Annotated in this window: 28 protein-coding genes, 1 tRNA gene, 1 other RNA gene and 1 riboswitch; of the genes, 13 read left to right on the top strand and 17 right to left on the bottom strand. The window is 60.5% G+C overall.

Annotation, left to right across the window (positions count from 1 at the left end; genetic code table 11):
• The first annotated feature begins 27 nt into the window (after window positions 1–27).
• From ntrB to DXT88_RS21760, 7 genes are all read left to right on the top strand, one after another.
• Entirely contained in the window at window positions 28–930 is a 903-nt protein-coding gene (gene ntrB / locus DXT88_RS21790) for a nitrate ABC transporter permease (protein WP_029363189.1), read from the top strand.
• A gap of 69 nt (window positions 931–999) precedes the next feature.
• Complete coding sequence (locus tag DXT88_RS21785) at window positions 1,000–1,809, top strand: ABC transporter ATP-binding protein (protein WP_016833114.1); 810 nt, start codon at window positions 1,000–1,002, stop codon at window positions 1,807–1,809.
• A 33-nt stretch (window positions 1,810–1,842) separates the two neighbouring features.
• The gene (locus tag DXT88_RS21780) at window positions 1,843–2,538 is read left to right on the top strand and encodes a methyl-accepting chemotaxis protein (RefSeq protein WP_016833113.1); all 696 of its coding nucleotides are present in this window, start codon (window positions 1,843–1,845) and stop codon (window positions 2,536–2,538) included.
• 81 nt (window positions 2,539–2,619) lie between these two features.
• Window positions 2,620–3,534 carry a LysR family transcriptional regulator gene (locus tag DXT88_RS21775; protein WP_016833112.1) on the top strand — a complete coding sequence of 305 codons (915 nt, stop codon included), beginning with the start codon at window positions 2,620–2,622 and terminating at the stop codon, window positions 3,532–3,534.
• Between the two features lie 123 nt (window positions 3,535–3,657).
• Window positions 3,658–4,530, top strand: a complete 873-nt coding sequence (locus DXT88_RS21770) for an NAD(P)-dependent oxidoreductase (RefSeq protein ID WP_265216018.1) — start codon at window positions 3,658–3,660, stop codon at window positions 4,528–4,530.
• A 26-nt stretch (window positions 4,531–4,556) separates the two neighbouring features.
• On the top strand, window positions 4,557–6,068 hold the full coding sequence (locus DXT88_RS21765) for an aldehyde dehydrogenase family protein (RefSeq protein ID WP_265216017.1): 1,512 nt from the start codon (window positions 4,557–4,559) through the stop codon (window positions 6,066–6,068).
• A gap of 240 nt (window positions 6,069–6,308) precedes the next feature.
• The gene (locus tag DXT88_RS21760; RefSeq protein WP_029363188.1) at window positions 6,309–7,634 is read left to right on the top strand and encodes a DUF3100 domain-containing protein; all 1,326 of its coding nucleotides are present in this window, start codon (window positions 6,309–6,311) and stop codon (window positions 7,632–7,634) included.
• Between the two features lie 85 nt (window positions 7,635–7,719).
• Here the strand turns inward: DXT88_RS21760 and DXT88_RS21755 are convergent, their stop codons facing one another.
• The 3 genes from DXT88_RS21755 to DXT88_RS21745 form a co-directional block, all read right to left on the bottom strand.
• Complete coding sequence (locus DXT88_RS21755) at window positions 7,720–8,094, bottom strand: DUF423 domain-containing protein (RefSeq protein ID WP_265216016.1); 375 nt, start codon at window positions 8,092–8,094, stop codon at window positions 7,720–7,722.
• Between the two features lie 76 nt (window positions 8,095–8,170).
• Window positions 8,171–9,172, bottom strand: a complete 1,002-nt coding sequence (locus DXT88_RS21750; RefSeq protein WP_265216015.1) for a ChuX/HutX family heme-like substrate-binding protein — start codon at window positions 9,170–9,172, stop codon at window positions 8,171–8,173.
• Between the two features lie 541 nt (window positions 9,173–9,713).
• Window positions 9,714–9,845 carry a hypothetical protein gene (locus DXT88_RS21745; protein WP_265216014.1) on the bottom strand — a complete coding sequence of 44 codons (132 nt, stop codon included), beginning with the start codon at window positions 9,843–9,845 and terminating at the stop codon, window positions 9,714–9,716.
• Between DXT88_RS21745 and DXT88_RS21740 the strand changes: the two genes are divergently transcribed.
• The 3 genes from DXT88_RS21740 (at window position 9,844) to DXT88_RS21730 (ending at window position 13,194) form a co-directional block, all read left to right on the top strand.
• Window positions 9,844–10,737, top strand: a complete 894-nt coding sequence (locus tag DXT88_RS21740) for a phytanoyl-CoA dioxygenase family protein (RefSeq protein ID WP_016833107.1) — start codon at window positions 9,844–9,846, stop codon at window positions 10,735–10,737. The two genes, DXT88_RS21745 and DXT88_RS21740, sit on opposite strands and share 2 nt — an antisense overlap.
• 14 nt (window positions 10,738–10,751) lie before the next feature.
• Complete coding sequence (locus DXT88_RS21735; RefSeq protein WP_265216013.1) at window positions 10,752–11,630, top strand: sugar phosphate isomerase/epimerase family protein; 879 nt, start codon at window positions 10,752–10,754, stop codon at window positions 11,628–11,630.
• Window positions 11,631–11,799: 169 nt separating this feature from the next.
• Window positions 11,800–13,194 (top strand): MFS transporter, encoded by a 1,395-nt coding sequence (locus DXT88_RS21730; RefSeq protein WP_265216012.1) that lies wholly within the window; start codon window positions 11,800–11,802, stop codon window positions 13,192–13,194.
• Window positions 13,195–13,223: 29 nt separating this feature from the next.
• On the opposite strand, the gene DXT88_RS21725 is transcribed toward DXT88_RS21730, so the two are convergent.
• From DXT88_RS21725 to DXT88_RS21680, 10 genes are all read right to left on the bottom strand, one after another.
• Window positions 13,224–14,255 (bottom strand): LacI family DNA-binding transcriptional regulator, encoded by a 1,032-nt coding sequence (locus tag DXT88_RS21725; protein WP_016833104.1) that lies wholly within the window; start codon window positions 14,253–14,255, stop codon window positions 13,224–13,226.
• A 279-nt stretch (window positions 14,256–14,534) separates the two neighbouring features.
• Window positions 14,535–14,610 (bottom strand) — tRNA-Lys (locus tag DXT88_RS21720).
• A 54-nt stretch (window positions 14,611–14,664) separates the two neighbouring features.
• On the bottom strand, window positions 14,665–15,435 hold the full coding sequence (gene ybgF / locus DXT88_RS21715; RefSeq protein WP_265216011.1) for a tol-pal system protein YbgF: 771 nt from the start codon (window positions 15,433–15,435) through the stop codon (window positions 14,665–14,667).
• A 5-nt stretch (window positions 15,436–15,440) separates the two neighbouring features.
• Window positions 15,441–15,965, bottom strand: coding sequence for a peptidoglycan-associated lipoprotein Pal (pal, locus tag DXT88_RS21710; protein ID WP_029363186.1), 525 nt, complete (start codon window positions 15,963–15,965; stop codon window positions 15,441–15,443).
• 38 nt (window positions 15,966–16,003) lie between these two features.
• Window positions 16,004–17,239, bottom strand: a complete 1,236-nt coding sequence (gene tolB / locus DXT88_RS21705; protein WP_265216213.1) for a Tol-Pal system beta propeller repeat protein TolB — start codon at window positions 17,237–17,239, stop codon at window positions 16,004–16,006.
• A gap of 92 nt (window positions 17,240–17,331) precedes the next feature.
• On the bottom strand, window positions 17,332–18,258 hold the full coding sequence (gene tolA / locus DXT88_RS21700) for a cell envelope integrity protein TolA (protein WP_265216010.1): 927 nt from the start codon (window positions 18,256–18,258) through the stop codon (window positions 17,332–17,334).
• 1 nt (window position 18,259) lies between these two features.
• The gene (locus tag DXT88_RS21695; RefSeq protein ID WP_016833098.1) at window positions 18,260–18,688 is read right to left on the bottom strand and encodes an ExbD/TolR family protein; all 429 of its coding nucleotides are present in this window, start codon (window positions 18,686–18,688) and stop codon (window positions 18,260–18,262) included.
• On the bottom strand, window positions 18,688–19,389 hold the full coding sequence (tolQ, locus tag DXT88_RS21690) for a protein TolQ (protein WP_016833097.1): 702 nt from the start codon (window positions 19,387–19,389) through the stop codon (window positions 18,688–18,690). Before tolQ ends, DXT88_RS21695 begins: the two co-directional genes overlap by 1 nt.
• 149 nt (window positions 19,390–19,538) lie before the next feature.
• Window positions 19,539–20,012 (bottom strand): tol-pal system-associated acyl-CoA thioesterase, encoded by a 474-nt coding sequence (gene ybgC / locus DXT88_RS21685; protein ID WP_265216009.1) that lies wholly within the window; start codon window positions 20,010–20,012, stop codon window positions 19,539–19,541.
• A gap of 12 nt (window positions 20,013–20,024) precedes the next feature.
• Window positions 20,025–20,777: an SDR family oxidoreductase gene (locus DXT88_RS21680; protein ID WP_265216008.1), complete on the bottom strand. Its 753-nt coding sequence runs from the start codon at window positions 20,775–20,777 to the stop codon at window positions 20,025–20,027.
• A gap of 171 nt (window positions 20,778–20,948) precedes the next feature.
• Window positions 20,949–21,052: riboswitch (ZMP/ZTP riboswitch) on the top strand.
• A gap of 159 nt (window positions 21,053–21,211) precedes the next feature.
• On the opposite strand from DXT88_RS21680, the gene glyA reads away from it, so the two are divergent.
• Together glyA and nrdR are read left to right on the top strand one after the other, a co-directional pair.
• Window positions 21,212–22,459 (top strand): serine hydroxymethyltransferase, encoded by a 1,248-nt coding sequence (gene glyA, locus DXT88_RS21675; protein ID WP_016833094.1) that lies wholly within the window; start codon window positions 21,212–21,214, stop codon window positions 22,457–22,459.
• A gap of 118 nt (window positions 22,460–22,577) precedes the next feature.
• Entirely contained in the window at window positions 22,578–23,060 is a 483-nt protein-coding gene (nrdR, locus tag DXT88_RS21670; protein WP_016833093.1) for a transcriptional regulator NrdR, read from the top strand.
• A gap of 124 nt (window positions 23,061–23,184) precedes the next feature.
• Here nrdR and ssrS read toward each other — a convergent pair.
• The 4 genes from ssrS to DXT88_RS21650 form a co-directional block, all read right to left on the bottom strand.
• Window positions 23,185–23,363: non-coding RNA, 6S RNA (gene ssrS, locus DXT88_RS21665), on the bottom strand.
• A 262-nt stretch (window positions 23,364–23,625) separates the two neighbouring features.
• Complete coding sequence (locus DXT88_RS21660; RefSeq protein ID WP_016833092.1) at window positions 23,626–23,937, bottom strand: cell division protein ZapA; 312 nt, start codon at window positions 23,935–23,937, stop codon at window positions 23,626–23,628.
• Entirely contained in the window at window positions 23,937–24,173 is a 237-nt protein-coding gene (locus DXT88_RS21655) for a hypothetical protein (RefSeq protein WP_016833091.1), read from the bottom strand. Before DXT88_RS21655 ends, DXT88_RS21660 begins: the two co-directional genes overlap by 1 nt.
• Window positions 24,174–24,407: 234 nt before the next feature.
• Window positions 24,408–25,331: a DNA-3-methyladenine glycosylase family protein gene (locus tag DXT88_RS21650; protein WP_265216007.1), complete on the bottom strand. Its 924-nt coding sequence runs from the start codon at window positions 25,329–25,331 to the stop codon at window positions 24,408–24,410.
• Between the two features lie 332 nt (window positions 25,332–25,663).
• Between DXT88_RS21650 and DXT88_RS21645 the strand changes: the two genes are divergently transcribed.
• Window positions 25,664–25,894, top strand: a complete 231-nt coding sequence (locus DXT88_RS21645) for a hypothetical protein (protein WP_265216006.1) — start codon at window positions 25,664–25,666, stop codon at window positions 25,892–25,894.
• The last annotated feature ends 495 nt before the right edge of the window (window positions 25,895–26,389 follow it).

The raw sequence follows: 26,389 nt of genomic DNA, 5'->3' as shown, positions 1-26,389 counted from the left end.
GCAGCAGCACCAAGTGAAGGAATCGATATGAGCGCAGTCATGGACACGATGATGAACGACAAGCCGGCACCAGCTACCGCAGAAGTGGCGATACCCGCTGCCGTTGCTGTTCCGAAGGTAAAGAAGACGAAGGCCGCGAGAAGAAACCTGCCGTTTGCGGGTTGGCTGATGAAGATATTGCCTCCCGTGACCGGCCTCGCTTTCCTGGTGCTGGTGTGGCAGATCGTCGCCGCCAAGACCGGCAATTTCCCGACGCCGCTGGTGACCTTGCAGGAGGCGATCAAACTGTTTTCCGATCCGTTTTATCGTACCGGTCCGAACGACCAGGGTATTGGCTGGAACGTGCTGGCATCGCTGCAGCGCGTGGCGATCGGTTTCGGCATGGCGGCGCTGGTGGGGATTCCGCTGGGCTTCATGATCGGTCGCGTGCGCTTTTTGTCGGGTATGTTCGGTCCCATCATCAGCTTGTTGAAACCGGTGTCGCCGCTGGCCTGGTTACCGATCGGCCTGCTCGTGTTCAAGTCGGCCAATCCGGCAGCGATCTGGTCGATCTTCATCTGCTCGATCTGGCCGATGATCATCAACACCGCCGTCGGCGTGCAGCGCGTGCCGCAGGATTACATGAACGTGGCGCGCGTGTTGAATCTGTCGGAATGGAAGATCCTGACCAAGATCCTGTTCCCATCGGTCCTGCCGTACATGCTGACCGGCGTCCGTCTGGCCATCGGCACCGCCTGGCTGGTGATCGTGGCGGCGGAAATGCTGACCGGCGGCGTCGGCATCGGCTTCTGGGTCTGGGATGAATGGAACAACCTGAACGTGCCGCACATCATCATCGCGATCGTGGTGATCGGCGTGGTCGGCCTGATTCTCGAGCAATTGCTGGTGGCGCTGGCCAAGGCCTTCACCTACGAAGAAGTCAGCAGCTGATTCCGTTTCGGTGCAACGCAATGCAATGACTCAATGACTTAACGCTTAACAAAGCAACAGGGGATTCTGATGGACATGCACAACAAGTTTATCGACATCAATGACGTCGAGATGGTGTTTCACACCAAGAAGGGCAGCTTCCACGCGCTGCGCGACATCAACCTGACCGTGCAAAAGGGCGAGTTCATTACGCTGATCGGTCACTCCGGCTGCGGCAAGTCGACGCTGCTGAACCTGATCGCCGGCCTGCTCAAGCCGAGCGACGGCTTGCTCCTGTGCGCCAACCGTGAAATCGCCGGTCCGTCGCCGGAGCGTTCGGTGGTGTTCCAGAACCATTCGTTGCTGCCGTGGCTGACCTGCTACGAAAACATTTTTCTTGGCGTCGAGCGCGTCTTCGGCGCCACTGAAAATCGCACCCAATTGCGCGACCGTACACGCGCCGCACTGGCGCTGGTGGGATTGACGGCGGCCGAGAGCAAGCGTCCCAATGAAATCTCCGGCGGCATGAAGCAGCGTGTCGGCATCGCCCGCGCGCTGGCGATGGAACCCAAGGTCTTGCTGATGGACGAACCGTTCGGCGCACTCGATGCGCTGACCCGCGCGCATTTGCAGGACGAGTTGCTGAAGATCGTCGCCAAGACCGAGTCGACCGTCGTCATGGTCACGCACGACGTCGACGAAGCGGTGCTGCTGTCGGATCGCATCGTCATGATGACCAACGGCCCGGCCGCCACCATCGGCGAGATCCTCGAGGTCAAGCTGGCGCGTCCGCGCGAGCGCGTGGCGCTGGCGCAGGATGCACGGTATTCCGAATACCGTACGACGGTGCTGGAATTCCTGTATCGCAAGCAGGCGCATCCGGCCAAAGAAGCGGCATAAGAATCTCTTCGGGACTCACATGAAAGGAATGCCATGACGGCGTCCGCACAAATCAGGCTGGTGCAGAACAACGAGACCGGAGAGGACGACAGCGGCATCAAGCCGTTGTCGGGTGAAGTGTTCGGCGCATTGATCAACCTGTCGGGACGCCGGCGATTCACCTCGCAGCGCCTGGTGCTGTATGCGGTGCTGGCGTCGCAAGGCCACGACGGTGCAGTGAAGACGGCGCGCGAGGCGCTGGCCTTGTTCCGCGGTGCGCACACGGCGCTGGTCAGGGGCTCCGATACGGTGCCAGGAATTTTTTGCGAAGAAGTGCGCGAAGCTTATTTCGGCAAGCTCGCCGGCGATGCGCAGATCGTCTACTTCATGAACCTGGCCGAACGCACGCTCAACGCCATCGAGGATCGCCTGCGCGATGCGCCGGCGCTGCTGGAAGAACTGGTGCGCATCACCACGCCGCTGTTGGGCGTGCTGAACCAGATCACCACCGTCTACGAAGAGCAATCGAAACGCCACGCCGTGCTGATGAAGAAGCAGTTGCGCGGCATCATGACCGACATCGAAACCATCGCCAAGCAAGCCAAGATGGTGTCCTTCAATGCACGTATCGTGGCTGCACGCGCGGGACAGGCGGGCAAGGAATTTTCGGTGGTTGCGGGCGTGCTGTCGAACATCACCACCGAGATCGACGACCTCGTCAGGGCGGCGCTCAGCGGCGCGGCGGCTTAGGTTTTTCGTCGTGGATTGAGCTCATTTCCCTGATTCTGTTCTAATTGAGGCAACTCAAAACAAAACAGGCAGGGAAGGGCGATGAAAAAACTCAGCGAGCAGCGGCTCGTCTATTTCTTTGAAGCGGTCCAGTGCGGCAGCGTACGCGCGGCAGCCGACAAGCTCGACATTGCGCCCTCGGCGGTGAGCCGCCAGATCGCGCTGCTCGAACAGGAAATCGCCATTCCCGTGATGGAGCGCCATCGCCGCGGCGTGGTGCCGACCGAAGCGGGTCAGTTGCTGATTGATTACTACCGTGAGCAAGGGGCTCACCAGGCCGACCTGTTGTCCAAACTGCAAGGCCTGCGCGGGCTCAAGCGCGGGCATGTCAGCATCGTCATCGGCGAAGGTTTCGTGAGCGATTTCATGAGCCGGCCGATGACGTATTTCTGCGAACGCCATCCGCAGATTTCAGTTTCCCTTGACCTCGCCGGCACCAACGACGTGCTGCGGATGGTGGCCGAGGACATCGCCGAAATCGGCCTGGTCTACAATCCTCCCGCCGATCCCAAGATCGTCTCGCGCTCGGTGCAGCGGCAGCCGATGATGGCGGTGGTCAGCGCCAACTCGCCGCTGCGCAACAGCAAGTCCTGCACCTTGCAGGAGCTCAGCGAATATCCGGTCGGACTGATGCACACGTCCTATGGCACGCGGCAATTGCTGGCGCTGGCCGAATACGCCGCCAAGATCAAGCTCAATCCGACGCTCACCACCAACTCCATCAATGTGCTCAAGCATTTCGTCAAGTCCGAACTGGGCGTGACGCTGCTGCCGCGCTTTGCCGTCTCGACCGAACTGGCGGCGGGAGAATTGTTCGCGATCCCGCTGGAAGACGATGTGCTGGCGGTCGCCGAGGTGCATCTGGTCACGCGTGTCGGCCGCAAGCTGTCGGTGGCGGCCAATCGCTTCGTGTCGTACTCGAGTTCGCTGATGCAGGCGTTCCAGGTCACCAGCTGATCTTTTTCCTGTGTTCTCATAAATAGAACAATATTGGCTTTTCGATGTAATTGACGCTCATTCCCTCAGCTTGCACACTGGACCCGTCTGATTTGACGTACGACTTATCCAGTGAGGAGCGGCATGAAACATATCGGTGTGGCAGGGTTGGGCAACATGGGACGCGGCATGGCGCTGTCGTTGCAGCGCGGCGGCTTTACGGTGTCCGGTTATGATCCGGCGAGCGCAGCGGTGGAAAATATCGCCCGTGAAGGCGTCAATACATTTGCGTCCGTGGCGGCGCTGGCGGCGGAGGTCGACGTGCTGATCCTGTCGCTGCCGACGTCGGACGTGGTCGAGGCGGTGGTGTTCGGCGCCGACGGCGTGCTTGCCGGCGCCAAGGCCGGCCTGCTGGTGGTCGACACCACCACGGCCGACCCCAACAGCACGCGCAAGGTCGCTGCCGCGCTGGCGGAAAAGGGCGTGCGTTTCATCGACGCGCCGGTCAGCGGCGGTCCCAAGGGCGCGATCACGGGCACCATGACCATGGTGCTGGGCGGCGCGGCGGAAGACGTTGCGGCCGTCACGCCGGTGCTCGAAGCGATGAGCGCCAAGCGTGTGCATGTCGGCCCGGTCGGCGCCGGCCACGTCACCAAATTGCTCAACAACCTGATGTGCGGCGCGCACCTGATCGTCGCCGGCGAAGCGGCGCGCATCGCTGCCGCAGCCGGCCTCGACGCGCAACAAATCTTTGAAGGAATCAACGCCGGCTCGGGCCGCAGCGGCGTCACGCAAGTCAACTATCCCACCTGGATTTTCAACGACGCCTTCGACTCCGGATTCACGATGAAGCTCATGCGCAAGGACCTGCGCCTGGCCATGGGTTTGCTGGACGAGCTCGGCACCTCGGCGCCGCTGTCGGGCGAGGTCGGCCGCCTGTGGGCCGCGAGTGCGGACGCAGCGGGCACCGCCGACGGCGAGGATTTCAATCGCATCGTGCAGTTCATCGAAAAATAACTCACCTACGTCATCAGGAGTCTTGAATGCAATCGAATGAAGCAGAACAATTGTTGGCGGCGTTCGCGCCGTTCTTCCCCGGCGCCGGATTTGTCGGTTCATATGTCGGCGGCAAGCTGGTAGAAGGCGACGGCGCGGCCGTGGTGCTGCAAAATCCCGCTACCGGCGCCGACAGCCTGAGCTATCGCGACGCCGGTGCGGCAGTGGTGCAACTGGCGGCCGAGGCTGCAGTCACGGCGCAGGCCGAATGGTGGAAGCTGACGCACGCCGCGCGCGGCCGCATTGTCTTCGCCGTTGGCCAGAAAATCCGCGACAACACCGAAGCGCTGGCGCAGCTGGAGTCGCTCAGCGCCGGCAAGCCGATCCGCGATTGCCGCGGTGAAGTCGGCAAGGTCGCCGAGATGTTCGAGTACTACGCGGGCTGGACCGACAAGTTTTACGGCGACGTGATTCCGGTGCCGAGTTCGCATCTGAATTACACGCGCCGCGAGCCGGTCGGCGCGGTGCTGCAGATCACGCCATGGAATGCGCCGATCTTCACCTGCGGCTGGCAGGTCGCGCCGGCGATTGCGATGGGCAACGCGGTGTTGCTCAAGCCGTCCGAGCTGACGCCGTTTACCTCGCTGGCGGTGGCGGCGCTGGCCGAACAGGCCGGCGTGCCGAAGGGGCTGATCAACGTGCTGGCCGGGCAGGGCCACACGGTCGGCCAGGCGGCCATCGATCATCGCGTCGTCAAGAAAGTGGTGTTCGTCGGCTCGCCGCAAACCGGCAAGAAGATCGCCGAAGCCGCTGCACGCCGCTTGCTGCCGTGCGTGCTGGAGCTGGGCGGCAAATCGGCCAACATCGTGTTCGCGGACGCCGACCTCAAGCGCGCCTGCCTCGGCGCCCAAGCGGCGATCTTTTCATCAGCGGGGCAAAGCTGTGTGGCCGGATCGCGCCTGCTGGTGCAGCGTTCCGTCTATGAGGAGTTCGTCGCCATGCTGGCCAACGGTGCGAGCAAGATCAAGGTCGGACAACCGCTCGATGCACAGACCGAAGTCGGGCCGATTTCCAACCGCAAGCAATACGAACACGTGCGCGGCATGATCGCTGAAGGCGTGCGCAACGGCGCGCGGCTGGCGACGGTGGCGCAGGATTTTTCAACGCCGGGATTCTTTGTGCGGCCGACCGTGCTGGCTGACGTCAGCAACGACATGGCCGTGGCGCAGCAGGAAATCTTCGGGCCGGTGGTGGCGGCAATTCCGTTCGATACCGAAGAAGACGCGGTGCGCATCGCCAACGACAGCGACTTCGGCCTGGCCGGCGCGGTCTGGACCAACGACGTGGCGCGCGCGCATCGCGTGGCGGCCAGCATCAACGCCGGCACCTTCTGGATCAACGGCTACAAGACCATCAACGTGACCTCGCCGTTCGGCGGTTACGGCCAGAGCGGCTATGGCCGTTCCAGCGGCGTTGAAGCCCTGTACGAATACACGCAGACCAAGAGCGTGTGGGTCGAGACGGCGAAGGAGCCGGCTGCCGCCTTCGGCTACGTATGACATGAACCGGCGAGGCGAACCGGATGGCGGTTCTGTTCCCGTCCGATGAGAACGTTTTCATTTTCATTGCAGCGCGGAGCAGGGCAAGGCATGATTGACGCCGGACAACGAAGGCATCAGGAAACACGTCGAAAACACGTCATCCATCGTTGCAAAAAGAACAGCTGTACCAGGGAGGGCCGCGCACAATGCGGCTTTAAATAGTCCTCGCACACAGGACTCAAGATCCGGAGGGAAAATATGCAAGCATCCGCAACAACTACACCCGTCATCCAGCCAGGGCTGCAGACATGGAAACTCTATGTCTACGCGGTGCTGATCCTCGTCGTGGCCGAACTGATCGGGTCGGTGGCATTCAAGATGGGACCGGGCAAAGTCGTGCTCCTGCCGATGGTCTGGGCGCTCATCATGGGCGCCGTGATCGGCAGTCTGCAATCGAAAATGGGACCGCTGGCGCTGACCCAGCCGCTGCAGTTCCGCGCTGCGGCGATCCTGCAGCCGGCGCTGCTGCTGTTCGTCGCCAAGCTGGGCCTGATGGTCGGCAGTTCGCTGCCGAAGATCATCGGCGCAGGCTGGGCGCTGGTGTTCCAGGAGTTCGGCCACTTTGTCGGCACCATCTTGATCGGCTTGCCGCTGGCGCTGCTGCTGGGCATCAAGCGTGAAGCCATCGGTGCGACGTTCTCGGTCGGTCGTGAACCGAGCCTGGCGATCATCGGCGAACGCTACGGCATGAATTCGCCGGAAGGACGCGGCGTGCTGGCCGAGTACATCACCGGCACGCTGTTCGGTGCGGTCTTCATCGCGATCTTCGCCGGCTTCATCACCAGCCTCAACATCTTCCATCCGGTCGCACTGGCGATGGGCGCGGGCGTTGGTTCGGGCAGCATGATGGCGGCCGCAGCGGGCGCCATCGCGGCGCAGCAGACGCCGGAGATGGCCAAGGACGTGGCGACTTTCGCCGCGGCCAGCAACCTGATCACGACCACCATCGGCACCTACTTCACGCTGTTCATTTCGCTGCCGCTGGCGGTGTGGGGCTATCGCGTGCTGGAACCGATCATCGGCCGCACTACCTCGTCCTCGAGCACGACCGCCGACGACAAGCTGCATGAGCAGACCCATACCGAAGTGGCCGACCTGAACCTGGCCGGCCGCATCGGCGCCTGGGTGTTTGCCGGCGTGCTGACCATCATCGCCAACTGGATCGCCTACAAGGTCGCGCCGTTGGAATCGGTGGGCTGTATCGTGATCATGATCGGCGCGGTACTGGTTGGCGACCTGCTGTGCAACCTGACCGGCAGGAAGATCCCGGCGGTCTGCTGGGTGACGCTGGTGGCGATGTTCCTGACCTCGCCGGCCTGCCCATGGGCCGACGCCATCGTGGCCATTACCGGCAAGATCAACTTCCTTGCCGTGATCACGCCGATGCTGACCTTCGCGGGTCTGTCGATCGCCAAGGATATTCCGGCGTTCCGCAAGCTCGGCTGGCGCATCGTGCTGGTGTCGTTCGCCGCCAATGCGGGCACCTTCATCGGCGCCACGCTGATCGCGGAGTTCTTCCACTGATCTGCATGCAAGTTGTTCGTAAAAATGAAAAGGCCGGTAATGCGAATTACCGGCCTTTTTTGTCTTTGCACGTTTGCAGCGAGGATTATCGCGCCTTGTAAGCCGCCCACGCCACCAGCAGCCAGCCGGCCAGGAAAGCCAGGCCGCCGATCGGCGTGATTGCGCCGAGGAAGCGCACCCCGCTCAATGCCAGCACATACAGGCTGCCGCTGAAGATCACGATGCCGATGAACATGGCACTGCCGGCCCAGCCGAGGATGGCGGGACCGAACTTGGGCATCAGCAGCGCCACGGCGAACATGCTCAACGCATGCACCATCTGGTAGATCACGGCGGTTTGCCAGATCGCCAGCATGTCGGCGTCGAGGATCTGCTTGAGGCCGTGTGCGCCGAATGCGCCGGCGCCAACCGCGATGAACATGTTGAGACCTGCCAGGATGACGAGAAGACGTTCGCTCATGTGTGATTTTCCAAAATAGTAGATGCGTATTTTAATTCTTCTGCCGCAGCGTCATGGATGACGCTGCGCGGCTGCTTCAGACCCCGAAAATCGGCATCAGCCGCATGATGGCTTCGCGCCATTCGCGCGGCTCGGGCTGGCCGTTGGACTTCTTGCTCAGGAAGCTGGCGATGTGCGTGCCCTGGCGGTTGAACAATTCCAGCGAGGTGATGATGCCGTCGGTAGTCGGTTTCTTGGCGACCCAGATCGAATCGATATGGTCTTCGCGCAGCTGCATGCGGAAACCCGCGTTCATGATCTTCAGGCGTGAATCCTTGACGCGGATGTTCTTGATCTTGCCGTAGTAGGCCTGGACGATGCCGGCGTTGCCGACCTGCGCCATGATGGACGTGCCGAATTCGGTCATGCGCTGCAGGATCACGCGCGCAGAATCGTTGGCGACCTGATAGGCGAACGCTTTGCCGGCCAGCCGCAGCTTGCGCAGCCGTTGCTGGTCGAAGGCTTCCTGACGCTGGACGAAATCGTCGTGGTTGTGGGTGTGCGCCCACTCGGCGCGCAAGGCGTCGACGTCGATCTGGCTCAGGGTGTCGTCGTTGCCTTCCGTATCGCTCTCGCGCGGATGGATCAGGTGCGGCGCGAGCTGTTCTGCTGCGGCATGGTCTCTGACCAGTTGCCGGAACGAGGCGATGTCGCCGTTTTCGCCCAGCACGATCTTGTGCATCATGTTGCCGTAGCGGTCGAAGAATTGCAGGCTGTGTTGTTTGCCGCCATTGCAGGCGTCGTGCTCTTCGAGCGCGTAGCCGTGTTCCCATTGCGGGTAGAAAATGCGCAGGTGCATGGCTTCGGCCGGGGCCAGTTCGATTTCATTGTTGACGTAGAGCGCGCCGCTGACGTTGTCTTTCTCAAGCAGGGCAGAGGGATTGCGCGTCACTTCAGTGAGATTGCCGAGTGCGGCGAGACGCTGTATCAGAGGGGCGAAGTCGCCGTTCAGGCGCGTCGCGCGCGGCTGCAGCGCAATGCGTTGTACATCGGTCAGGTTGGGCAGTTGCTGATCGTCGAGGGGGCGCGGACGCATCATGATTTTTCCTTCTGGTGTTCTTCACGGCTTCATTTCCGGCGGCCGGGGCGAATGGTTGGCAGCTTCGCTGATGTGCTTTGCATGTTCCGGATTCCTGATTCCGACCCATGTGGGGGCGGGTTGCCAATATCCAAGAGATCAGGAGATATCGAGGCCGCCGATGGAGTCTCATCGGAAGAAAAAATCAAATGCACTCTGCGTGCTGGATCTCGAAATCCTTCAAATGAGAATAATTCTCATCAATTGTCATGCATGCCTCTCCAAATAGCAAGTCCGGTTAAACACTTTTACAGAAAGTTGATGGCGTCCAGCTGTCAGGAAAGTGTTGAGAGTGTGTCCATGTGTAAGTCCTGTGGCGACCGATGCTGCGCTGCGATAACCTGCATCTGTCTCCTCCGATTCCTCCCCTGAATTGGATTCAGCCCCCGGTCTGCGAAGCCCGGGGGCTTTTTTTCGCCGTGCTCCACCGCCTTCCGGCGCGTCTCGGCAACGGCGTATTCCGCTCCCACCCTGCTGCTGTGCGCCATCGAAGTTCGCCCGTTTATCCCGATTTCAGGTTGACAGCGAATTTTTGCAGACCTAATATGTTCGCGCGAACATCGATTTTTGCTTTCATCCGGATCGCGGCGAATTTCTCTGCCGCGGCCGTTCCAACATCAAGGAGAGCACCCATGCTGACCCCTGCGCAGATCGAACAGTATCGAACCGATGGCTTGCTGGTCGTCCCCGGTTTATTGGACGTTTTCACGCTGCAGCGGATGAAGGAGGCGCTCGCGCAATGGCTGGAGCAATCGCGTGCCGTCAACACCCACACTCAGGTCTTCGATCTGGAGAACGGCCATAGCGCCGACGATCCGCGCCTGCGCCGCATCAAGCAGCCGCACAAGCATCACCCCGTGTTCGAAGAGTTCATCCGCTCGCAACCGGTGGTGGCGGTGCTGCGCGATTTGCTGGGGGAGGGGCTGCGATTGCAGAGCTCCAAGCTCAACCTGAAATCGCCGCGCTTCGGTTCGCCGGTGGAATGGCACCAGGACTGGGCCTTTTATCCGCACACCAACGACGACATCCTGGCGGTCGGCGTGATGCTTGATGACACCTCGCTGGAAAACGGCGCGATGCTGGTGGTGCCGGGTTCGCATACCGGTCCTACTTATGATCACCACGCCGACGGCCGTTTCTGCGGCGCCATCGATCCGGCCACGCCGGGACTCAATCTGGACCGGGCGGTGCCGGTGACGGGCAAGGCGGGGTCGGTGTCGTTTCACCACGTGCGGGCGGTGCACGGTTCAGCGCAAAACCGCTCGACCATGTCGCGCAATTTCCTGCTGTATGAAGTGTGCGCGGCGGATGCTTTCCCGTTGTTGGGCGTGGCGGATTTCGATGAATTCAACTCGCGCCTGCTCAGTGGGACGCCGACCATCGTGCCGCGCTTCCGCGACGTGCCGGTGCGCATGCCGTTGCCGCCGGCCTTGAATCAAGGCTCGATCTACGAGAACCAGGCGTCCAGCGGAAAACGCTTTTTCGACATTGCCGACGATGCGGCAGTGCAAGCGGCCTCCACCTGAGTCGGATGCGCATCATGCAACAGCTACGCGTCTATCAATCCCTGTGGGCCATGGAACGCCGCCGTCCCGACGGCCATGAATGGACCCTGGAGCAGAAGCTCGCCATGATCCGCGACGCCGGTTTCGACGGCGCCGGCGTGCGTTTCTTCGATCGCGACTATGCGCGCGAAGTCACGGCCTTCCTGCGTGAACATGGCATGAGCTGGCAGGCGCAGTGTTATCCGCGCAGCGTCGACGAGCTCAAGCCCATCATCGAGCATGTGCAGGAGTTCGGCGCCGATCACATCAACCTGCAGGCTGACGTGCGTCCTTATACGCTGGACGAATGCATTCCTTACATCGAGGGATGGCGGCGGCTGGCCGATGATGCCGGCATCGCGCTGCACATCGAGACGCATCGCGACCGCATGACCACCGACCTGTTCTTCACGCTGCAGTTGCTGGACCGGTTTCCGGATCTGCGGCTTACCGCGGACTTGTCGCACTACGTGGTGGGCCGCGAATTCGCCTGGCCGATCTCGGACGAGAACCATGCACTGATGCACCGGATCATCGACAACGCCTGGGGCTTCCACGGCCGCGTCGCGAGCCGCGAGCAGATCCAGCTGCAACTGGCGTTTCCCCAGCATCAGCAATGGCTGCAACTGTTCATGCAGTGGTGGGAGTACGGATTCCGCAGCTGGCGTCGTCGCGCGCCGGCCGATGGCGTCCTGACTTTCCTGTGCGAACTCGGTCCGCCGGAATACGCCATGACCGGCGCCGACGGCTATGAATTGTCGGACCGCTGGCAGGAAGCCGGCGTCATGAAGGACAGCGTGCGTGCGCTGTGGCAGACCTGCGCAGACGATGCGGCAACGGCGGCGGGTGCGACGCAGGAACGGGCTGCCGCGTGATTTCAAGTTTTCACATTTTCATTTCAACCAGCAAGGCCAAGGAGAAGTATCGCTTCCATCAATGAGCACATGGCGCCCCCGCCGGTCGTAGATCGAGACAACACGACACGCCCCCATGCTTTACCATGGGACCGGCAAGGGCGCCGACATCCACCAGGAGACAGACAGCATGAATACAATCGCCAGCAGCCCGCGCGCGGACCACGCCCTCGGGTCCGTTTCAGAGCACCAGACTGAACGCGACGCCAGCAATGCTGCAGACCGCGCCAACGCCGGCGCCGGACTCGAACGCCAGCGCGTCATCGCGCTGCGCTCTTCGGTGGTCGGCACCGCGCTCGAATGGTATGACTTCTTCCTTTACGGCACCGCCGCGGCGATCGTCTTCAACGTCCTGTTCTTCACCAAGCTCGATCCGATGATCGGCACGCTGGCTGCCTTCGGTTCGTATGCGCTGGGGTTTGTGGTGCGCCCGCTGGGCGGTTTCGTGTTCGGCCATATCGGCGACCGCATCGGGCGCAAGAATGTGCTGGTGATCACTTTACTGATGATGGGACTGAGCACGACGCTGATCGGCTTCCTGCCGACCTATGCCAGCATCGGCATTGCCGCGCCCATCCTGTTGACGTTGTTGCGATTGATCCAGGGTTTTGCCGCCGGCGCGGAGTTCGGCGGCGCGGTCACCATGTCGGCCGAATATGCGCCGGTCAACAAGCGCGGCTATTACGCCAGCTGGCCGGGCGTCGGTGTGGCGCTGGGCGTGGTGCTGTCGGCCGGCGTCTTCACGCTGGTGCGGCAGATGCCGGAAGCCGATTTCATGAACTACGGCTGGCGCATTCCCTTCATCCTGAGCAGCATCGGCCTGGCGGTCGGGATGTACATCCGCCTGTACGTGCTGGAGTCGCCCGCGTTCGAAAAAATCAAGTCGAAGAAGGCCGTGCGGAAGTCGCCGGTTTCAGCGGTGTGGAAGCACCATCGCCGCCATCTGTTCATCGCCATCGGCGCGCGTTTTTCCGAAAACACGGCGGGCTATATCTTCCAGGTGTGGGCGCTGTCCTACCTGACCGCGCAACTGAAAATCGATGCCAGCATCGGCCTGGTGGCGGTGCTGATCGGCGCCGGCCTGGGCGCATTGCTCAATCCGTTCTGGGGCATGCTGTCGGACCGCATTGGCCGCAAGCCGGTGTACATCCTCGGCATCCTGGTCATGATCCTGGGTTCGTGGCCGTTCTTCATGATGCTGGAGACGCGGGAAACCCCGATGATCATCGCCGGCTTCGTGATGATGATCGTGTTTGGTCTGTATCCGATGTTCTCGGTGCAGGCGGCGTTCTTCGCCGAGTTGTTCCCGCCGAGCGTGCGCATGAGCGGTATTTGCATGGCGCGTGAATTGTCGTCGGTGATCACGGGCGGCATGGCGCCGGTCATTGCGACTGGGCTGCTGGCGTACTACGGCGGCAGCTATTATCCGATCATCGGTTATCTGGTGTTCATGGGCGGTGTCGCGCTGATTGCGCTGCTGATGGCGCCGGAGACTCGCGGCGTGATCTACGAAGAAGACGCCTGAAAGCAAAAGGTCGCGGGCAGCGTCTGCGTTCAGGCGCTGCCGCGGCGCACGATGGAGAAGCCGAGATCGCTGACCGTGTCGGCCTCGGCGTCTTTACCGCCCAGCCGGGCCAGCAGCATCCTCGCTGCGGTCTCGCCGATGCGATGGCTGCTGACGTGCACGGTGGTGAGCGGCGGATTGATTTCCGAAGCGATGTCGAGATTGGCGAAGCCGGCGATGGCGATGTCCTGCGGAATGCGCACCTTGCGCCGATCGCATTCCAGCACCGCACCGGCAGCGATGACGTCGTTGCTGAAGAAGGCGGCATCGACGTCGCGATGCTGCTCCAGCAGCGTCACCATGGCTTCGCGGCCGCCCTGCAGGAATGATCCCGGCGATGCCGTGATGCGCACCGGCGCGTGCAGGCGATGCCGCTTGAGCGCGGCGCTGAGACCGGCCAGGCGCGCCACGCCGCGCGGATCTTCACCGCCGACGAAGGCGATGCGCCGATAACCTTGTTCCACCAGGTAATCGCCCATGGCCGCGCCGGCGTCGTAGTTGGAGAAGCCGGCCAGCATGTCGATCGGCTCGGACGTCAGGTCCCAGGTTTCCACCACCGGAATGCCGGCAGTCTTGAGGCGTTGCAGCGTCGCAGGGGTATGCTGCACGCCGGTCAGCACCAGGCCGTCGACACGACGGCCGATGAAGGCTTCAACCAGCCTGGTTTCGATGTCTTCGGAGTAATCGCTCTGGCCCAGCAGCAGCTGGTAGCCGTGCGCCATCAGATATTCCGACATGCCGCGCACGGTTTCCGCAAAGATCGAGTGGCCGATGGTCGGCACCACGGCCGCGACAATGCGCGTGCGCCGCGACGCCAGTCCACCCGCCAGCAGGTTGGGGATGTAGCCCATCCGGGTAATCTCGGCCTGGACTTTTTCACGCGTGGCCGGCGCCACCTTGTCGGGTGAATTGATCACGCGCGACACGGTGATGTGCGACACGCCGGCGACGCGCGCTACATCTTCCTTGGTGACGGCCCGCGCAGGCCCGCCGTCTTCTTGCGATGTAATTCTTTTTGCCATGCAGGGACCAGAGTGACGGATTGTCGCCGGAGAAGCCTTCCCGGCGACGCCTATTCTGACATTAAAAATGCGGTTTGCGATGCTGACTTGTCGACGCGGCGAGCCTGGCAACGCCACATGTGGAAAAGGGCGCGTGTTTGTGGGCGAGGGTTTTGGGCAGAGGGCGTGGCGGTATGTATTTACCGCCGGAAATGGAAAAAGGGTTCCAATTGCTTGGAACCCTTTTTACTTGCTGCTTATCGTGCTTATCGCTGCGTATTATTTCTACTGCTGAATTTCTGGTAGGCCGTGCGGGATTCGAACCTGCGACCAACGGATTAAAAGTCCGCTGCTCTACCAGCTGAGCTAACGACCCGAAAGACCGCTATTATATGCAAAATCGATCAATCGTGTCAAACGCACAGGGAAACTATTTCAACGTCGCCAGTTTTTCCTTGCCGGTCTGCGCTGCCGGACTTTCCGGATACTTCGCAATCAGTGCATCCCAGGCCTTCTTCGCGGCCGCCTTGTCCTTGAGCTCCACGTAGGAACTGCCGATGTTGAGCATCGCGTCCGCTACCTTGGGGCTGTCCGGATAATTCTTCACCACGACTTGCTGGGCGGCGATCGCTCCCTTGTAGTCGCGTTGCGCATACAGAGAGTTGCCAACCCAGTATTGCGCCGACGGTGCGTAAGCGGATTGCGGATAACGTTTCAGGAAGTCGCTGAAGGCTGCGCCGGCGCCCTTGTAGTCGCCGCCCTTGAACAGGTTCAGTGCGGCGTCATAGGTCTTTTGCTCATTCAGGTCGACGCTGGATTCCTTGCCGTCGATCGTGACTTTTTGCGGTTCCAGCTTGCGCACGCGCGCGTCCAGGTCGACGTAGAAGTCTTTCTGGCGTTGCTGCGTGTTGGCGAGTTCATTGCTGAGGACTTCGACCTGGCCGCGCAAGCGGGCGATTTCCTGGCGCAATTGGTCGTTCTGGTCGGACAGGCTTAGCGCGCTGGTCTTGTCCGTCTTGTTGGCGACGTCTTTTTGCAGGGCATCGATCTTGTTGCGGATATCGAGGATGGCCTTGCGCGCTTCATCGTCGTCAAACAAGCCTGCGCGCGCCGTTGCCGGCAGCACGGACAGGCTTGCGACAGCGGCCATCAAGGCCGCTGCGGAAAACGACTTGAACGCAGTCTTCAGGGAAGTGCGCATAAGTCTTATTGGTACGCGATGTCGGCACGACGGTTTTCAGCCCATGCGGCTTCGTCGCTGCCCAGGGCCTTCGGCTTTTCCTTGCCGAACGAGACTGCTTCAACTTGCGCATCGGACACGCCCAGCAGGACCAGTGCCTTGCGAACTGCTTCGGCACGCTTCTGGCCCAGCGCCAGGTTGTACTCGGTGCCGCCGCGATCATCGGTGTTGCCCTGGATGATGACCTTGCGATCCTTGTGCGAATTCAGGTACTTGGCATGCGCTTCGACCACCGAACGGAACTCGTCCTTGACGGTGTAGCTGTCATAGTCGAAATAGATGCTGCGCTTGGAGAGGATGCCTTGCGGGTCGTTCAGCGGGTCGGAACCGGCGTTGACGGTGTTGACTGCGCGCGGATCTGCGCCGTTGGTGGTGCCTGTGCCGGCGCGGTTTTCAACCGGGGCGTTCTTGTCGTCCAGTTTGGTGGACGAGCATGCCGCCAGCAGCATGGCTGCCGAAAGAACGATTGCAAAAGAACTGAATGTACGCATGTGAAACTCCTTTGTCGTGAATGAATGTGAATAATTGTTTATTTCATGAACGGCCCCCAGGTTGGCTCCCTGATATCGCCGACCTGGGTTGTTAAGCGCTGTTTGATCCGGCCATCAGTGGAAACGATGGCCAGCGACCCGCGACGACCTGATTCTGTCGCGTACATGATGTATTTGCCGTTTGGCGAGAAGCTTGGCGACTCATCTTTGACGGTGTCGGACAGGCGTTGTTCCTGACCGTTGGTCAAATCCAGCGCGTAAAGCTGGAATTTGCCTTCGCGGCGCGAAATAAACGCCAAAGTCTTGCCGTCCGGGGAAATCCGCGGGCTGATGTTATAGCTGCCGCCGAAGGTCACGCGCTGGGCGTCGCCGCCGTTCGGGCTGACCTTGTAGATCTGCGGGCCGCCGCTGCGGTCGCTGGTGAAGTAGACGTAATTGCCGTCCGGCGAGAAGCGCGGCTCGGTGTCGATGCCGGCAGTGTTGGTCAGGCGGCGCAGGCCGCTGCCGTCGGCGTTGATCACGTAGACCTGGGTCAGGCCATCGCGGGTGAGCGCCACGGCGAGGCGCTGGCCGTCAGGAGCCCAGGCCGGGGCCGAATTGCTACCTTTGAAGTTGGCCACCAGCGTGCGCTGGCGCGTCACCAGGTTCTGGATGTAAATGACCGGTTTCTTGGCTTCGAAGGAAACGTAGGCGACCTTGCCGCCGTCCGGCGACCACGATGGAGAAATGATCGGCTCGTTGGAGCGCAACGCGACTTGCACGCCTTCGCCGTCGGCGTCGGCCACTTCCAGGCGATATTCCTTGCCCGAACGTGTCACATAGGCAATCCGGGTCGAGAAAATGCCGGGGATGCCGGTCAACTTTTCATAGATGTCGTCGGCGATCTTGTGCGCGGTGAGGCGCATCAGTTGCGGCTGGCTGCCGAACGACAGCGCCGACAGTTGCGCCGCCTTGATGGTGTCGAACAGGCGATAGCGCACGTCGAAGCGGCCGTCGGCCAGGCGCTGCACGCTGCCCACGGCAAGCGCATTGGCGCCGCGGTTCTTCCAGTCGCCATAGTTGATGGCGGAGGCGTCGGACAGCGAATCGCTGTTGTCGATCAGCTTGAAGACGCCGCTGCGCGCGAGGTCGGCCTTGACGATGGAAGTGATCTGTTGCGGAGCGCTTTCTTCGCCCGGGAAAGCGGCGATGGCGACCGGAATCTGGCTGGCGCCGACGCCGGAAATCTCAAAGCGCAATTCGGCATGCGCGGCGGATGCCGCGGCGATGCCCATGACGGTCAGTGCAACGCCGGTCAGGCGGCGAAACCCAAAAGGTTGATTAAAACCATGCGGTGATTTCGGTGCGGTGCGCGAGTTTTTGATCATCAGTTTTGATCCTTCGGGTAGTGTTTAAAGGTAAAGCTGTTCGGCACCTTGCCGTCCTTGTCGGGAGGGAAAGGTTGCGATTTGTTGATCGCTTGCTGGACTGCTTCGTCAAAGCCCGGAATGCCGGATGACTTGTTCTTGCGGATGCCGCGCACCGTGCCGTCGGGCAGCAGTTCGACAGTGTATTCTACCGCCGGGTTTGCACTCAACTCGCCTGGCATGTCGAAGATGGTGTTGGAGCGGATCTTCGCGCCCAGCTTGTTGCCGTAGTCGGCTGTGCCGCGCGGGCCCTGCGACTGCGCCGCCGTGCCGGTGCCGCCGCTTGCGCTGGTGGCCTGGCCCATCATGCGCTTCAAGTCATCCTGGCGGCGTTGTTCGGCGGCCTTGTTGTCGGCGGCTTGCTGCTTCTGTTTCTTCTCGGCGGCGAGCTTGTCGACTTCGGCTTTCTTCTTGGCCTCGGCGTCGTCCTTCTCTTTCGCCAGCTTCTTGTCGGCGTCGATCTTTTCCTGTTTCTCTTTCTTCAGGCGATCGGCTTTTTCACGCTCGAGCCTGGCTTCTTTTTCCTTCTCGTCGCGTTCTTTCTTTTCCGCTTCCTTGCGCTTCTTTTCTTTCTCTTTTTCGAGCGCGATATCAGGCTTCGCCACGGGCGGCTCTTCCACCTTCGGTGGCGGCGGCTTGACGGGTTCAGGCACAGGTTGCGGCGTTGGAGTTGGCTTTGGCGGTTCCGGCTCGGGCGCCGGTTGCGGCAGCGGCGCCGCCTCCTTGATGTTCGGATCCCAGATTTCCGCTTCGACGGTCAGCGGCGTTTCGCTTTGCCAGTTGACGCCGAACCAGAGGAAAGCCAGCAAGGCCATGTGGACCACCACCGCCAGTGCGATGGCGCGCCAGCGGCCCGGTTGTCTCGGTACTTGGTAAGGAGTGCTCATATTACTTCGTTGCCAGTCCCACGCGTGCTATGCCCAGTTTCTTTGCTGCTGCGATAACCTGCACGACTTCGTCGTACTTGATTTCCTTGTCGGCGGAAATCATCACCGGCATGTCCGGGCTGTCGGCGTGCAGCGCCTGCAGTTTTTGCGCCAGGTCGGGACGGCCGGAGGCAGTCTGCGTTTCACCGCGCTTGGGGCCGTTGACCTTGATGGTGGCCTTGGCGTCGGGTTTCAATGCGATCTCGATGTACTCGCTCGGCGGCACGGTCGACTTGCCGGCGGTCGGCAGGTTGATGACGCTCGGATCGTTCACCGGCGCCGCCACCATGAAGATGATCAGCAGCACCAGCATCACGTCGATGTACGGCACGACGTTGATTTCCGACTTGAACTTGCGGGGACGTCCCCCGCGCATGGATGAGCCTGCCATCAGCGTGCCTGACGTTGCAAGATGTTGGAGAATTCTTCGATGAAGCTTTCGAAGCGGATCGCCAGGCGATCAATGTCGTGCGAGAAGCGGTTGTAGGCGATCACCGCAGGGATCGCGGCGAACAGGCCGATGGCGGTGGCGATCAACGCTTCGGCGATGCCGGGAGCGACCGCCGCCAGCGTTGCCTGTTGCACGTTGGCAAGGCCGCGGAAGGCGTTCATGATGCCCCACACGGTGCCGAACAGACCGACGTAAGGCGATACCGAACCGACCGTCGCCAGGAAGGCCAGATGTGATTCCAGGGCATCCATTTCGCGTTGATAGGCAGCGCGCATGGCGCGACGGGCGCCATCGAGCAGGCCGCTGGAATCGATCGTCGCGCCTTTGCCGACTTGCGCCTTGGCCTTGTTGAATTCACCCATGCCGGCCTGGAAAATGCGTTCCAGCGCGCCGCCGTGGCCGCCGCCCTTGCGGCGGTTGGACAGCGTGTCCTGGTACAGCGCAATCAGATTGCCGCCGGACCAGAATGAACGCTCGAATTCCTCGGTCTGCGAGCGTGCGCTGCGGATCGTGAACATCTTGCGGAAGATGTAAGTCCAGCTGAAAACGGAGGCCAGCAACAGCAGCAGCATGACAAACTGCACGATGACGGAGGCGTTGGTGATCAGGGCAAAGAAGGATAGATCTTGAGTGACGTTCATGGAGGCGTGTGGGGTCGAGGTTCAGTACGGGATTCGGTTTGGTGCAGTCTGGCGTTCGGTCGAGAGGCTCAATTGTACGTGCAAAAAATTTTCTGTCCGGTTGCGGCAGGTGTAAAGATGCCGCTGCGGTCGTGCGTAGCGATGATGAATTATAAATTTCCCTTGAGGCGGGCCAGCATTTCTTCCGGAATGGCCTGGGGCCGGAAGTTGGCGGCGTTGACGCAGGCAATCTTGATTTGGCCGCGCGCCAGCAATGTTTGTTCTGTTCCCTGAAGGCGCCAGGCCTCTTGTACAAAAGACATGGACGCGTTGCGGAACTGTTCGACCACGACGGTCAGTTTCAGTTCATCGTCAAGCCGCGCGGGCGCAAAGTAGTCCACCGCGGTGTTCTTGACCACGAAGATCAGGCCGCTCGACTCAACCAGGGCTTGCTGGGAAAAACCCAGCGCGCGCAGCCATTCGGTGCGCGCGCGCTCAAAGAACTTGAGGTAGTTGGCATAAAACACGACGCCGCCGGTGTCGGTGTCTTCATAGTAGACCCGGACCGGCCACGAAAAGGCGTCGTTGCTTTTGCTGCTCTCGACGCTGTTGCTGCTATTGTTTTTATTGGTTGAATCGGACATTGAGGAGCGTTTTTATTGGGTGCGTTTGATGTTCAACGGACCGAAACCCTGGCAAGTCGGCATCAGTTCGATGTAGTTGATGTTGACGTGTGCCGGCAGCGTGGCGACCCAGAATGCGGCTTCGGCGATATCGACGGCGGTCAGCGGCGTGGTGCCTTCGTAGACCTTGGCGGCGGCGCCGTCGTTGCCTTTGAAGCGCACGTTGGAAAACTCGGTGCCGCCGCACAGGCCGGGCGCCAGGTTGGTGGCGCGCACGCCGGTGCCGACCAGGTCAGCGCGCAGGTTCAGCGTGAACTGGTCGACGAATGCCTTGGTGGCGCCGTAAACATTGCCGCCCGGATACGGATAGGCGCCGGCAATCGAACCGAGGTTGATGATGGTGCCGGTGCCGCGCTTGACCATGTTCGGCAGGATGTGATGGGTGACCGTGACCAGGCCCTTGACGTTGGTGTCGATCATGGTTTCCCAGTCTTCCAGCGCAACCTGGTGTGCAGGCTCCAGACCCAGCGCCAGACCGGCGTTGTTGATCAGGACGTCGATATCCTGCCAGCCTTGCGGCAGCGAGGCGAGGGCGCTCTTGATCGAATGCTTGTCGGTGACGTCAAGCACCAGCGGCAGCACCTTGTCGGCGCCGAATTCGTCAGCCAGCGCATCAAGGCGGTCCTTGCGGCGACCGGTGGCGATGATCTTGTGACCATTTTGGACGAACTTGCGCGCCATTTCGGCGCCGAAACCGGCTGTTGCACCTGTAATCAAAACGATCATCTGTAGTCTCCCTGTTGGCGTAGGACAATGCAAACAATGCAATGCATGTTTGCGTCAATAACCCGAAATTGTAGCCCAAAGCGCCGCTGCGCGAGATGCAACGCTTTCCTGACCCTGCACGGAGGCAAATCTTGCCGAATCCGAAGGCATCACTTACAATGCGCAGACCATTTCGTCTCACGTGACTGGCGAAAAACCGGGACCTTGTTCCGGCTCAAGATGGGTATCCATCGGGAAGCGTGAGATTTCATTAGCCGTGCGCCTGGGCAGCCCTGAATGGAAAGTACGATTGAGGCTGCCTGCAATTCCCTTATTCACCCTGGCCCTCATTCGATTTGGAAGTCTTCAAGTCGGCATCGCCTATTGTGTTTTCGGCGCTTCCAGGTGTTACCGGCTGATGTGCTTCAGGCGCACCCTTATCCATTGGAGAAATCATGTTTGCAAAGAATCACACCATCGCGAATGTCGACCCGGAACTGTGGTCCGTCATCCAGAAGGAAAACGTCCGTCAGCAAGAACATATCGAGCTGATCGCTTCCGAGAACTACACCTCGCCTGCAGTCATGGAAGCGCAAGGCACGCAACTGACCAACAAGTATGCCGAAGGCTATCCGGGCAAGCGTTACTACGGCGGCTGCGAGTTCGTCGACATGGCCGAGCAACTGGCCATCGATCGCCTCAAGAAACTGTTCGGCGCCGAAGCCGCCAACGTGCAACCGAACTCCGGTTCGCAAGCCAACCAGGGCGTGTTCTTCGCCATGCTCAAGCCGGGCGATACCATCATGGGTATGTCGCTGGCTGAAGGCGGCCACCTCACGCACGGTATGGCCTTGAACATGTCCGGCAAGTGGTTCAACGTGGTTTCCTACGGCCTGAACGACAAGGAAGAAATCGACTACGAAGCCATGGAAGCACTGGCGCGCGAAAAGAAGCCGAAGCTGATCATCGCCGGCGCCTCCGCTTACGCGCTGCGCATTGACTTCGAACGTTTCGCCAGGATCGCCAAGGAAGTCGGCGCTTACTTCATGGTCGACATGGCGCACTATGCCGGTCTGATCGCAGCAGGCGTCTATCCCAATCCAGTGCCGCACGCCGACTTCGTCACGTCGACCACGCACAAGTCATTGCGCGGTCCGCGCGGCGGCGTGATCCTGATGAAGGCCGAGCACGAGAAGGCCATCAACTCCGCGATCTTCCCGGGCATCCAGGGCGGTCCGCTGATGCACGTCATCGCCGGCAAGGCCGTGGCGTTCAAGGAGGCACTGTCGCCGGAATTCAAGGCGTATCAACAGCAAGTCGTGAAGAACGCCGATGTGTTGGCCAAGACGCTGATCAAGCGCGGCCTGCGCATCGTCTCCGGTCGTACAGAGTCGCACGTGATGCTGGTGGATCTGCGTCCGAAGAATCTGACCGGCAAGGAAGCCGAAGCGATTCTGGGAACGGCCCACATGACCTGCAACAAGAACGGCATTCCCAACGATCCTGAGAAGCCATTTGTGACTTCCGGTATTCGTCTGGGCAGCCCGGCGATGACCACGCGCGGTTTCAAGGAAGCGGAAGCGGAAAAGGTCGCCAACCTGATCGCCGACGTGCTGGACAATCCACATGACGCCGCCACCATCGAACGCGTGAAGGTCGAAGTCAAGAAATTGACGGATGCCTTCCCGGTCTATGCCGCGTAACCGGCAAGCACGGCAATAAAGTAGTTGTTTGATCTTGCGGCCTTCGCTGTTGCGAAGGCCGCAGGCGCAGTAAGATGGTCTCCGGTATCCAACCTGTAGTCTGCTTCGATTTGCCTCTATGAAATGTCCCTTCTGCAATCATGACGACACGCCGGTGTTGGACACGCGCATCTCGGAAGAGGGCGACGCGATCCGCCGCCGCCGCCGTTGCGCCAATTGCGACAAGCGTTTCACGACTTACGAGCGCATCGAGCTGACCATGCCGGTCATCGTCAAGAAGAACGGCAGCCGCAGCGAGTTCGATCCTTCCAAATTGCGGGCCAGCCTGATGCTGGCCTTGCGCAAGCGTCCGGTGTCGGCCGAAGCGGTCGATGCGGCGATCCAGAGTATCCAGGAAAAACTGTTGTCCAGCGGCGCCCGGGAAGTGGTGTCGGGGCAGGTCGGGGAACTGGTGATGCGCGAATTGAAGCGTCTGGACAAGATCGCGTACATCCGTTTCGCGTCGGTTTACAAGAGTTTTGAAGACGTCACCGAATTCCAGGACGCCATTGCCGAAGTCGGCCAGGAACGCAAGGCCGCAGCGAAGAAGCGCAACGACTGAGGTTGCCGATCGTTGTCGTTGCATGCACATTGCTGAGCATGTCATTCTTCTGTTTTACATTTCCCGTTCTGCTTATAAAACAGGCATAAAAAAAGCGACTGTATTTCTACAGTCGCTTTAGTAATTCAGTCCCGCCTGTGCCGCTATGCTGGCATCCTGAACCAAGCGGTTCAAGTTGGCTGCAGTTAGTTTAATTTCGGGTTCATCGGACTAGCGACGCTCACGCCCACCAAACAAAATCCCACAGCCTGTGCACATAAATGGTTCAAGGAATATAAGCATTCGCGAACACGGCAGGAGACTTAAGTCTACTCTATTCGGAATTCTTGTCAAAGCCTTTGCGTAAAAATTCCGAGGTATTTTCACTCTGTGGCAGGTATAAATTTTTCATGCGCGCGCGGCAACGTCCGTGCACATCAAAATGCCGCGCCAACACGTTTCTCGCAGACCAATGCTTGGACAGGACGACAGGAAAGCGGAAAGAAATTGCGGCGCGTGCATGAACGCACGCACGCGCAAAGAGAAAGAAAATCCGCAGGGAATTCAGAGGGAAATCAGCCGGCGCTCAGAACAATTTTTCCTGCGGCGCCAGCGCATCGTCAAGCACGCTATGCATGGAGGCGATGCTCTGCTTCCACTCCGCCACCGTCAGGCCGGCGAACGAACCGTCGCCGCCCGGTTGGATCGACAGCAGTTCGGCGGCGATGCCGAGTGCAGCCATCACGGCGATGCGATCGTTGCCCTTGATCTTGCCTGCATCGCGGATTGCGCACATTTTTTCATCGAGGTAGGCGACCGCCTGGCGCAGCGTCGCTTCTTCATCTTCCTTGCACACCAGCGTGTAGGCGTGACCCATGATCGAAACGTTGAGCTGCATCACGCGGTCTCCTCTTCATTGTCGGCTAACGTCGGCATCGGCGCTGCAACCGGAAGTTTGTCCAGCAATGCGGCGACGCGCTGGTGGGCTTCATCCATGCGCTGCGACAATTCGGCATTCTCGGTGGTCAGGGCCGCAACGTTAAGACGCAGGTCGGCGTTTTCACGGCGCAAAGATTGCGTCATTGCGGCGAGTTGCGCGACTTTCTCTGAGAGTTGGTGGAATTCGGAGCTCATGGCCTCAGCTGTAGTGCAAAAGATGTGCGCCATTATATTCTGTTGGCGGCGTCCGGCACGACAAATAGCGCGACGGTTGCAGACGGTTACAGAATTCCCGGCGTCATTTTGCAATGTTGCCAATCGTCCGTGTCAAAACCGGATGATTTGTTGTCAGAGGATTAATCGTTCACGGCCGGCGCCATGATGACGATCGGTTGCTCATCATGTTCGCGAAATTGCGCGGCGATGACTTCAGCCTCCGCGCGTTTGTCCCATGCGGTCGGCGATCTCATTCCAGAGATGCATCGCGACATAGGCGCGCCATGGTCGCCAGATCTCCGCACGGCTTTTCTGGTGCGCCAATTTGAGCAAGGAAGGATCACGGTCGTTGATTGCTTGCATCAACACCAGATCGGACGCCGGCCAGGCATCGGCGTCGCGCCAGGCGCGCATGGCGACGTATTCGACCGTCCACGGACCGATGCCGGGCAAGCCGAGCAAAGCCTTCCGCAGGTCGGCCGTGTCGGCCGCAGGGTCATCCACGGGCACGTCACCGTGTGCCACCGCATGAGCAAAACCCTGTAGCGCGGCGACGCGTTTTCCCGGCATGCCGATTGCTGCGAGGTCGACTGCCGCCAGCGCATGCGGCGTCGGGAAGCGCCATGCGGTTGCCGCGTGCGGATGGCCTTCGATACGCTCGCCGGCGCGTTCGACCAGCCGGCCGACGATGGTGGTCGCAGCTTTTACGCTGACTTGCTGGCCGACGATGGTGCGCACCACCAGTTCGAACGCCGACCACGCGCCCGGCACGCGCAGTCCGGGGGCCACCTTGAACAGCGGCGCCAACCACGGATCTTTCGCCAGATGTTTGCGGATGCGTCTGGTATCCGTCTGCAGGTCGAACATGCGGCTCAACGGTGCGACCAGCGCATCGGCGTGACGGCTGGCCTTGCCGTTGATCGCGACGACCAGGCAATCCTTGTCGGGATGACGCGACACGGCCAGCGTCCCGTGGTCGCCGTTCCGTTCGATGGCGCGCAGGTAAACGCCATTTTCAACTGCTTCCACACCGGCCGTGGCGCGCCCGCCGAAGAAACGCAGCAGGCGCTCCCAGTCGAGCGGCGGCTGGAACGCCAATTCACGAACGGCAGCGGATGGGGGCTTGTGGGCGGACATGTTTGCGCGGGAGAGAATTGTGCCGGAGGGTGGAAGCACGATCATATATTGCTTCGCCCGCACCAACACGAAGAGAGGGGATTTGCTGATCGCGCCGCACGTTCGTCAGCTTGATGATGGCGTGGCGCATATAAGCGCTTACTCGCAATTCATCCGTGATTGAAGTCTCCCCTCGTGGCGAATTTATGATGCGGCGGAAAAGAAAAAGACTAAAGAAGGTTCTCCTTCAATAGAAAATTTCAACGCGCAAAAAACATTCTTATGAGTATAATGTTTCAAAACAAGAACTTATTGTTGTGCCGTGAGAGCGGATTTATCCGGGGGGACAATCGATGATTTCATTTGCAACTGCGCCATTCCTGGGCGCAACCTTGGCGGCGCTGTGCTTGGTGCTGGCAGGCTTGGTGTTTATTTTTCAACAAGTCATTGCTGAGCGACGCTACGTGCGTTTGCGTGCCGAGTATGAAGCGCGCCGGACGGCTTATTTTGCAGCCGAATCCACAGTCGCATCTGAAGCGGGCGACGATCTGCGCGTCATCGACGAAAGCGTTGTGCGCTGCTGATTTCTGTTACGCAATTCTCCAATGTAGTTCACCTGCGGGGAATCTTCCGCAATTTGGCTTGCAAGCCAAACCGGCTTGTCCCGCGCGAAGCAGTGCTTCACGCAACACCGGACTCGCCCCGCGCCCGTGCCGGACGCGGATCCGATCTCGCTGACGCATTACCAATACAAAAGGCCACCCTTGCGGGTGACCTTTTGTATTGGTGGCGGAGCCGGCGGGAATCTCCCGCAGTTTGGCTTGCAAGCCAAACTGGCTCGTCCGGCATGAAGCGATGCTTCATGCAACCCCGGACTCGCCCCGCGTCCGTGCCGGACGCGGATTCGATTTCTCTGCGCATTACCAATAAAAAAGGCCACCCTTTCGGGTGACCTTTTGTATTGGTGGTGGAGCCGGCGGGAATCTCCCGCAGTTTGGCTTGCAAGCCAAACCGGCTCGTCCGGCATGAAGCGATGCTTCATGCAACCCCGGACTCGCCCCGCGTCCGTGCCGGACGCG

Origin of the sequence: Herbaspirillum lusitanum (genome assembly GCF_026127345.1) — a bacterium.
Lineage (GTDB): Bacteria > Pseudomonadota > Gammaproteobacteria > Burkholderiales > Burkholderiaceae_D > Herbaspirillum > Herbaspirillum lusitanum.
This window is presented reverse-complemented; position numbering and strand designations above follow the sequence as displayed.

What these genes read in the sequence shown, in the direction of transcription:
- ntrB (WP_029363189.1), top strand. Translation starts at nt 28, where the DNA reads ATGAGCGCAGTCATGGACACGATGATGAACGACAAGCCGGCACCAGCT.
- DXT88_RS21785 (WP_016833114.1), top strand. Translation starts at nt 1,000, where the DNA reads ATGGACATGCACAACAAGTTTATCGACATCAATGACGTCGAGATGGTG.
- DXT88_RS21780 (WP_016833113.1), top strand. Translation starts at nt 1,843, where the DNA reads ATGACGGCGTCCGCACAAATCAGGCTGGTGCAGAACAACGAGACCGGA.
- DXT88_RS21775 (WP_016833112.1), top strand. Translation starts at nt 2,620, where the DNA reads ATGAAAAAACTCAGCGAGCAGCGGCTCGTCTATTTCTTTGAAGCGGTC.
- DXT88_RS21770 (WP_265216018.1), top strand. Translation starts at nt 3,658, where the DNA reads ATGAAACATATCGGTGTGGCAGGGTTGGGCAACATGGGACGCGGCATG.
- DXT88_RS21765 (WP_265216017.1), top strand. Translation starts at nt 4,557, where the DNA reads ATGCAATCGAATGAAGCAGAACAATTGTTGGCGGCGTTCGCGCCGTTC.
- DXT88_RS21760 (WP_029363188.1), top strand. Translation starts at nt 6,309, where the DNA reads ATGCAAGCATCCGCAACAACTACACCCGTCATCCAGCCAGGGCTGCAG.
- DXT88_RS21755 (WP_265216016.1), bottom strand. Translation starts at nt 8,094, where the DNA reads ATGAGCGAACGTCTTCTCGTCATCCTGGCAGGTCTCAACATGTTCATC.
- DXT88_RS21750 (WP_265216015.1), bottom strand. Translation starts at nt 9,172, where the DNA reads ATGATGCGTCCGCGCCCCCTCGACGATCAGCAACTGCCCAACCTGACC.
- DXT88_RS21740 (WP_016833107.1), top strand. Translation starts at nt 9,844, where the DNA reads ATGCTGACCCCTGCGCAGATCGAACAGTATCGAACCGATGGCTTGCTG.
- DXT88_RS21745 (WP_265216014.1), bottom strand. Translation starts at nt 9,845, where the DNA reads ATGGGTGCTCTCCTTGATGTTGGAACGGCCGCGGCAGAGAAATTCGCC.
- DXT88_RS21735 (WP_265216013.1), top strand. Translation starts at nt 10,752, where the DNA reads ATGCAACAGCTACGCGTCTATCAATCCCTGTGGGCCATGGAACGCCGC.
- DXT88_RS21730 (WP_265216012.1), top strand. Translation starts at nt 11,800, where the DNA reads ATGAATACAATCGCCAGCAGCCCGCGCGCGGACCACGCCCTCGGGTCC.
- DXT88_RS21725 (WP_016833104.1), bottom strand. Translation starts at nt 14,255, where the DNA reads ATGGCAAAAAGAATTACATCGCAAGAAGACGGCGGGCCTGCGCGGGCC.
- ybgF (WP_265216011.1), bottom strand. Translation starts at nt 15,435, where the DNA reads ATGCGCACTTCCCTGAAGACTGCGTTCAAGTCGTTTTCCGCAGCGGCC.
- pal (WP_029363186.1), bottom strand. Translation starts at nt 15,965, where the DNA reads ATGCGTACATTCAGTTCTTTTGCAATCGTTCTTTCGGCAGCCATGCTG.
- tolB (WP_265216213.1), bottom strand. Translation starts at nt 17,239, where the DNA reads ATGGGCATCGCCGCGGCATCCGCCGCGCATGCCGAATTGCGCTTTGAG.
- tolA (WP_265216010.1), bottom strand. Translation starts at nt 18,258, where the DNA reads ATGAGCACTCCTTACCAAGTACCGAGACAACCGGGCCGCTGGCGCGCC.
- DXT88_RS21695 (WP_016833098.1), bottom strand. Translation starts at nt 18,688, where the DNA reads ATGGCAGGCTCATCCATGCGCGGGGGACGTCCCCGCAAGTTCAAGTCG.
- tolQ (WP_016833097.1), bottom strand. Translation starts at nt 19,389, where the DNA reads ATGAACGTCACTCAAGATCTATCCTTCTTTGCCCTGATCACCAACGCC.
- ybgC (WP_265216009.1), bottom strand. Translation starts at nt 20,012, where the DNA reads ATGTCCGATTCAACCAATAAAAACAATAGCAGCAACAGCGTCGAGAGC.
- DXT88_RS21680 (WP_265216008.1), bottom strand. Translation starts at nt 20,777, where the DNA reads ATGATCGTTTTGATTACAGGTGCAACAGCCGGTTTCGGCGCCGAAATG.
- glyA (WP_016833094.1), top strand. Translation starts at nt 21,212, where the DNA reads ATGTTTGCAAAGAATCACACCATCGCGAATGTCGACCCGGAACTGTGG.
- nrdR (WP_016833093.1), top strand. Translation starts at nt 22,578, where the DNA reads ATGAAATGTCCCTTCTGCAATCATGACGACACGCCGGTGTTGGACACG.
- DXT88_RS21660 (WP_016833092.1), bottom strand. Translation starts at nt 23,937, where the DNA reads ATGCAGCTCAACGTTTCGATCATGGGTCACGCCTACACGCTGGTGTGC.
- DXT88_RS21655 (WP_016833091.1), bottom strand. Translation starts at nt 24,173, where the DNA reads ATGAGCTCCGAATTCCACCAACTCTCAGAGAAAGTCGCGCAACTCGCC.
- DXT88_RS21650 (WP_265216007.1), bottom strand. Translation starts at nt 25,331, where the DNA reads ATGTCCGCCCACAAGCCCCCATCCGCTGCCGTTCGTGAATTGGCGTTC.
- DXT88_RS21645 (WP_265216006.1), top strand. Translation starts at nt 25,664, where the DNA reads ATGATTTCATTTGCAACTGCGCCATTCCTGGGCGCAACCTTGGCGGCG.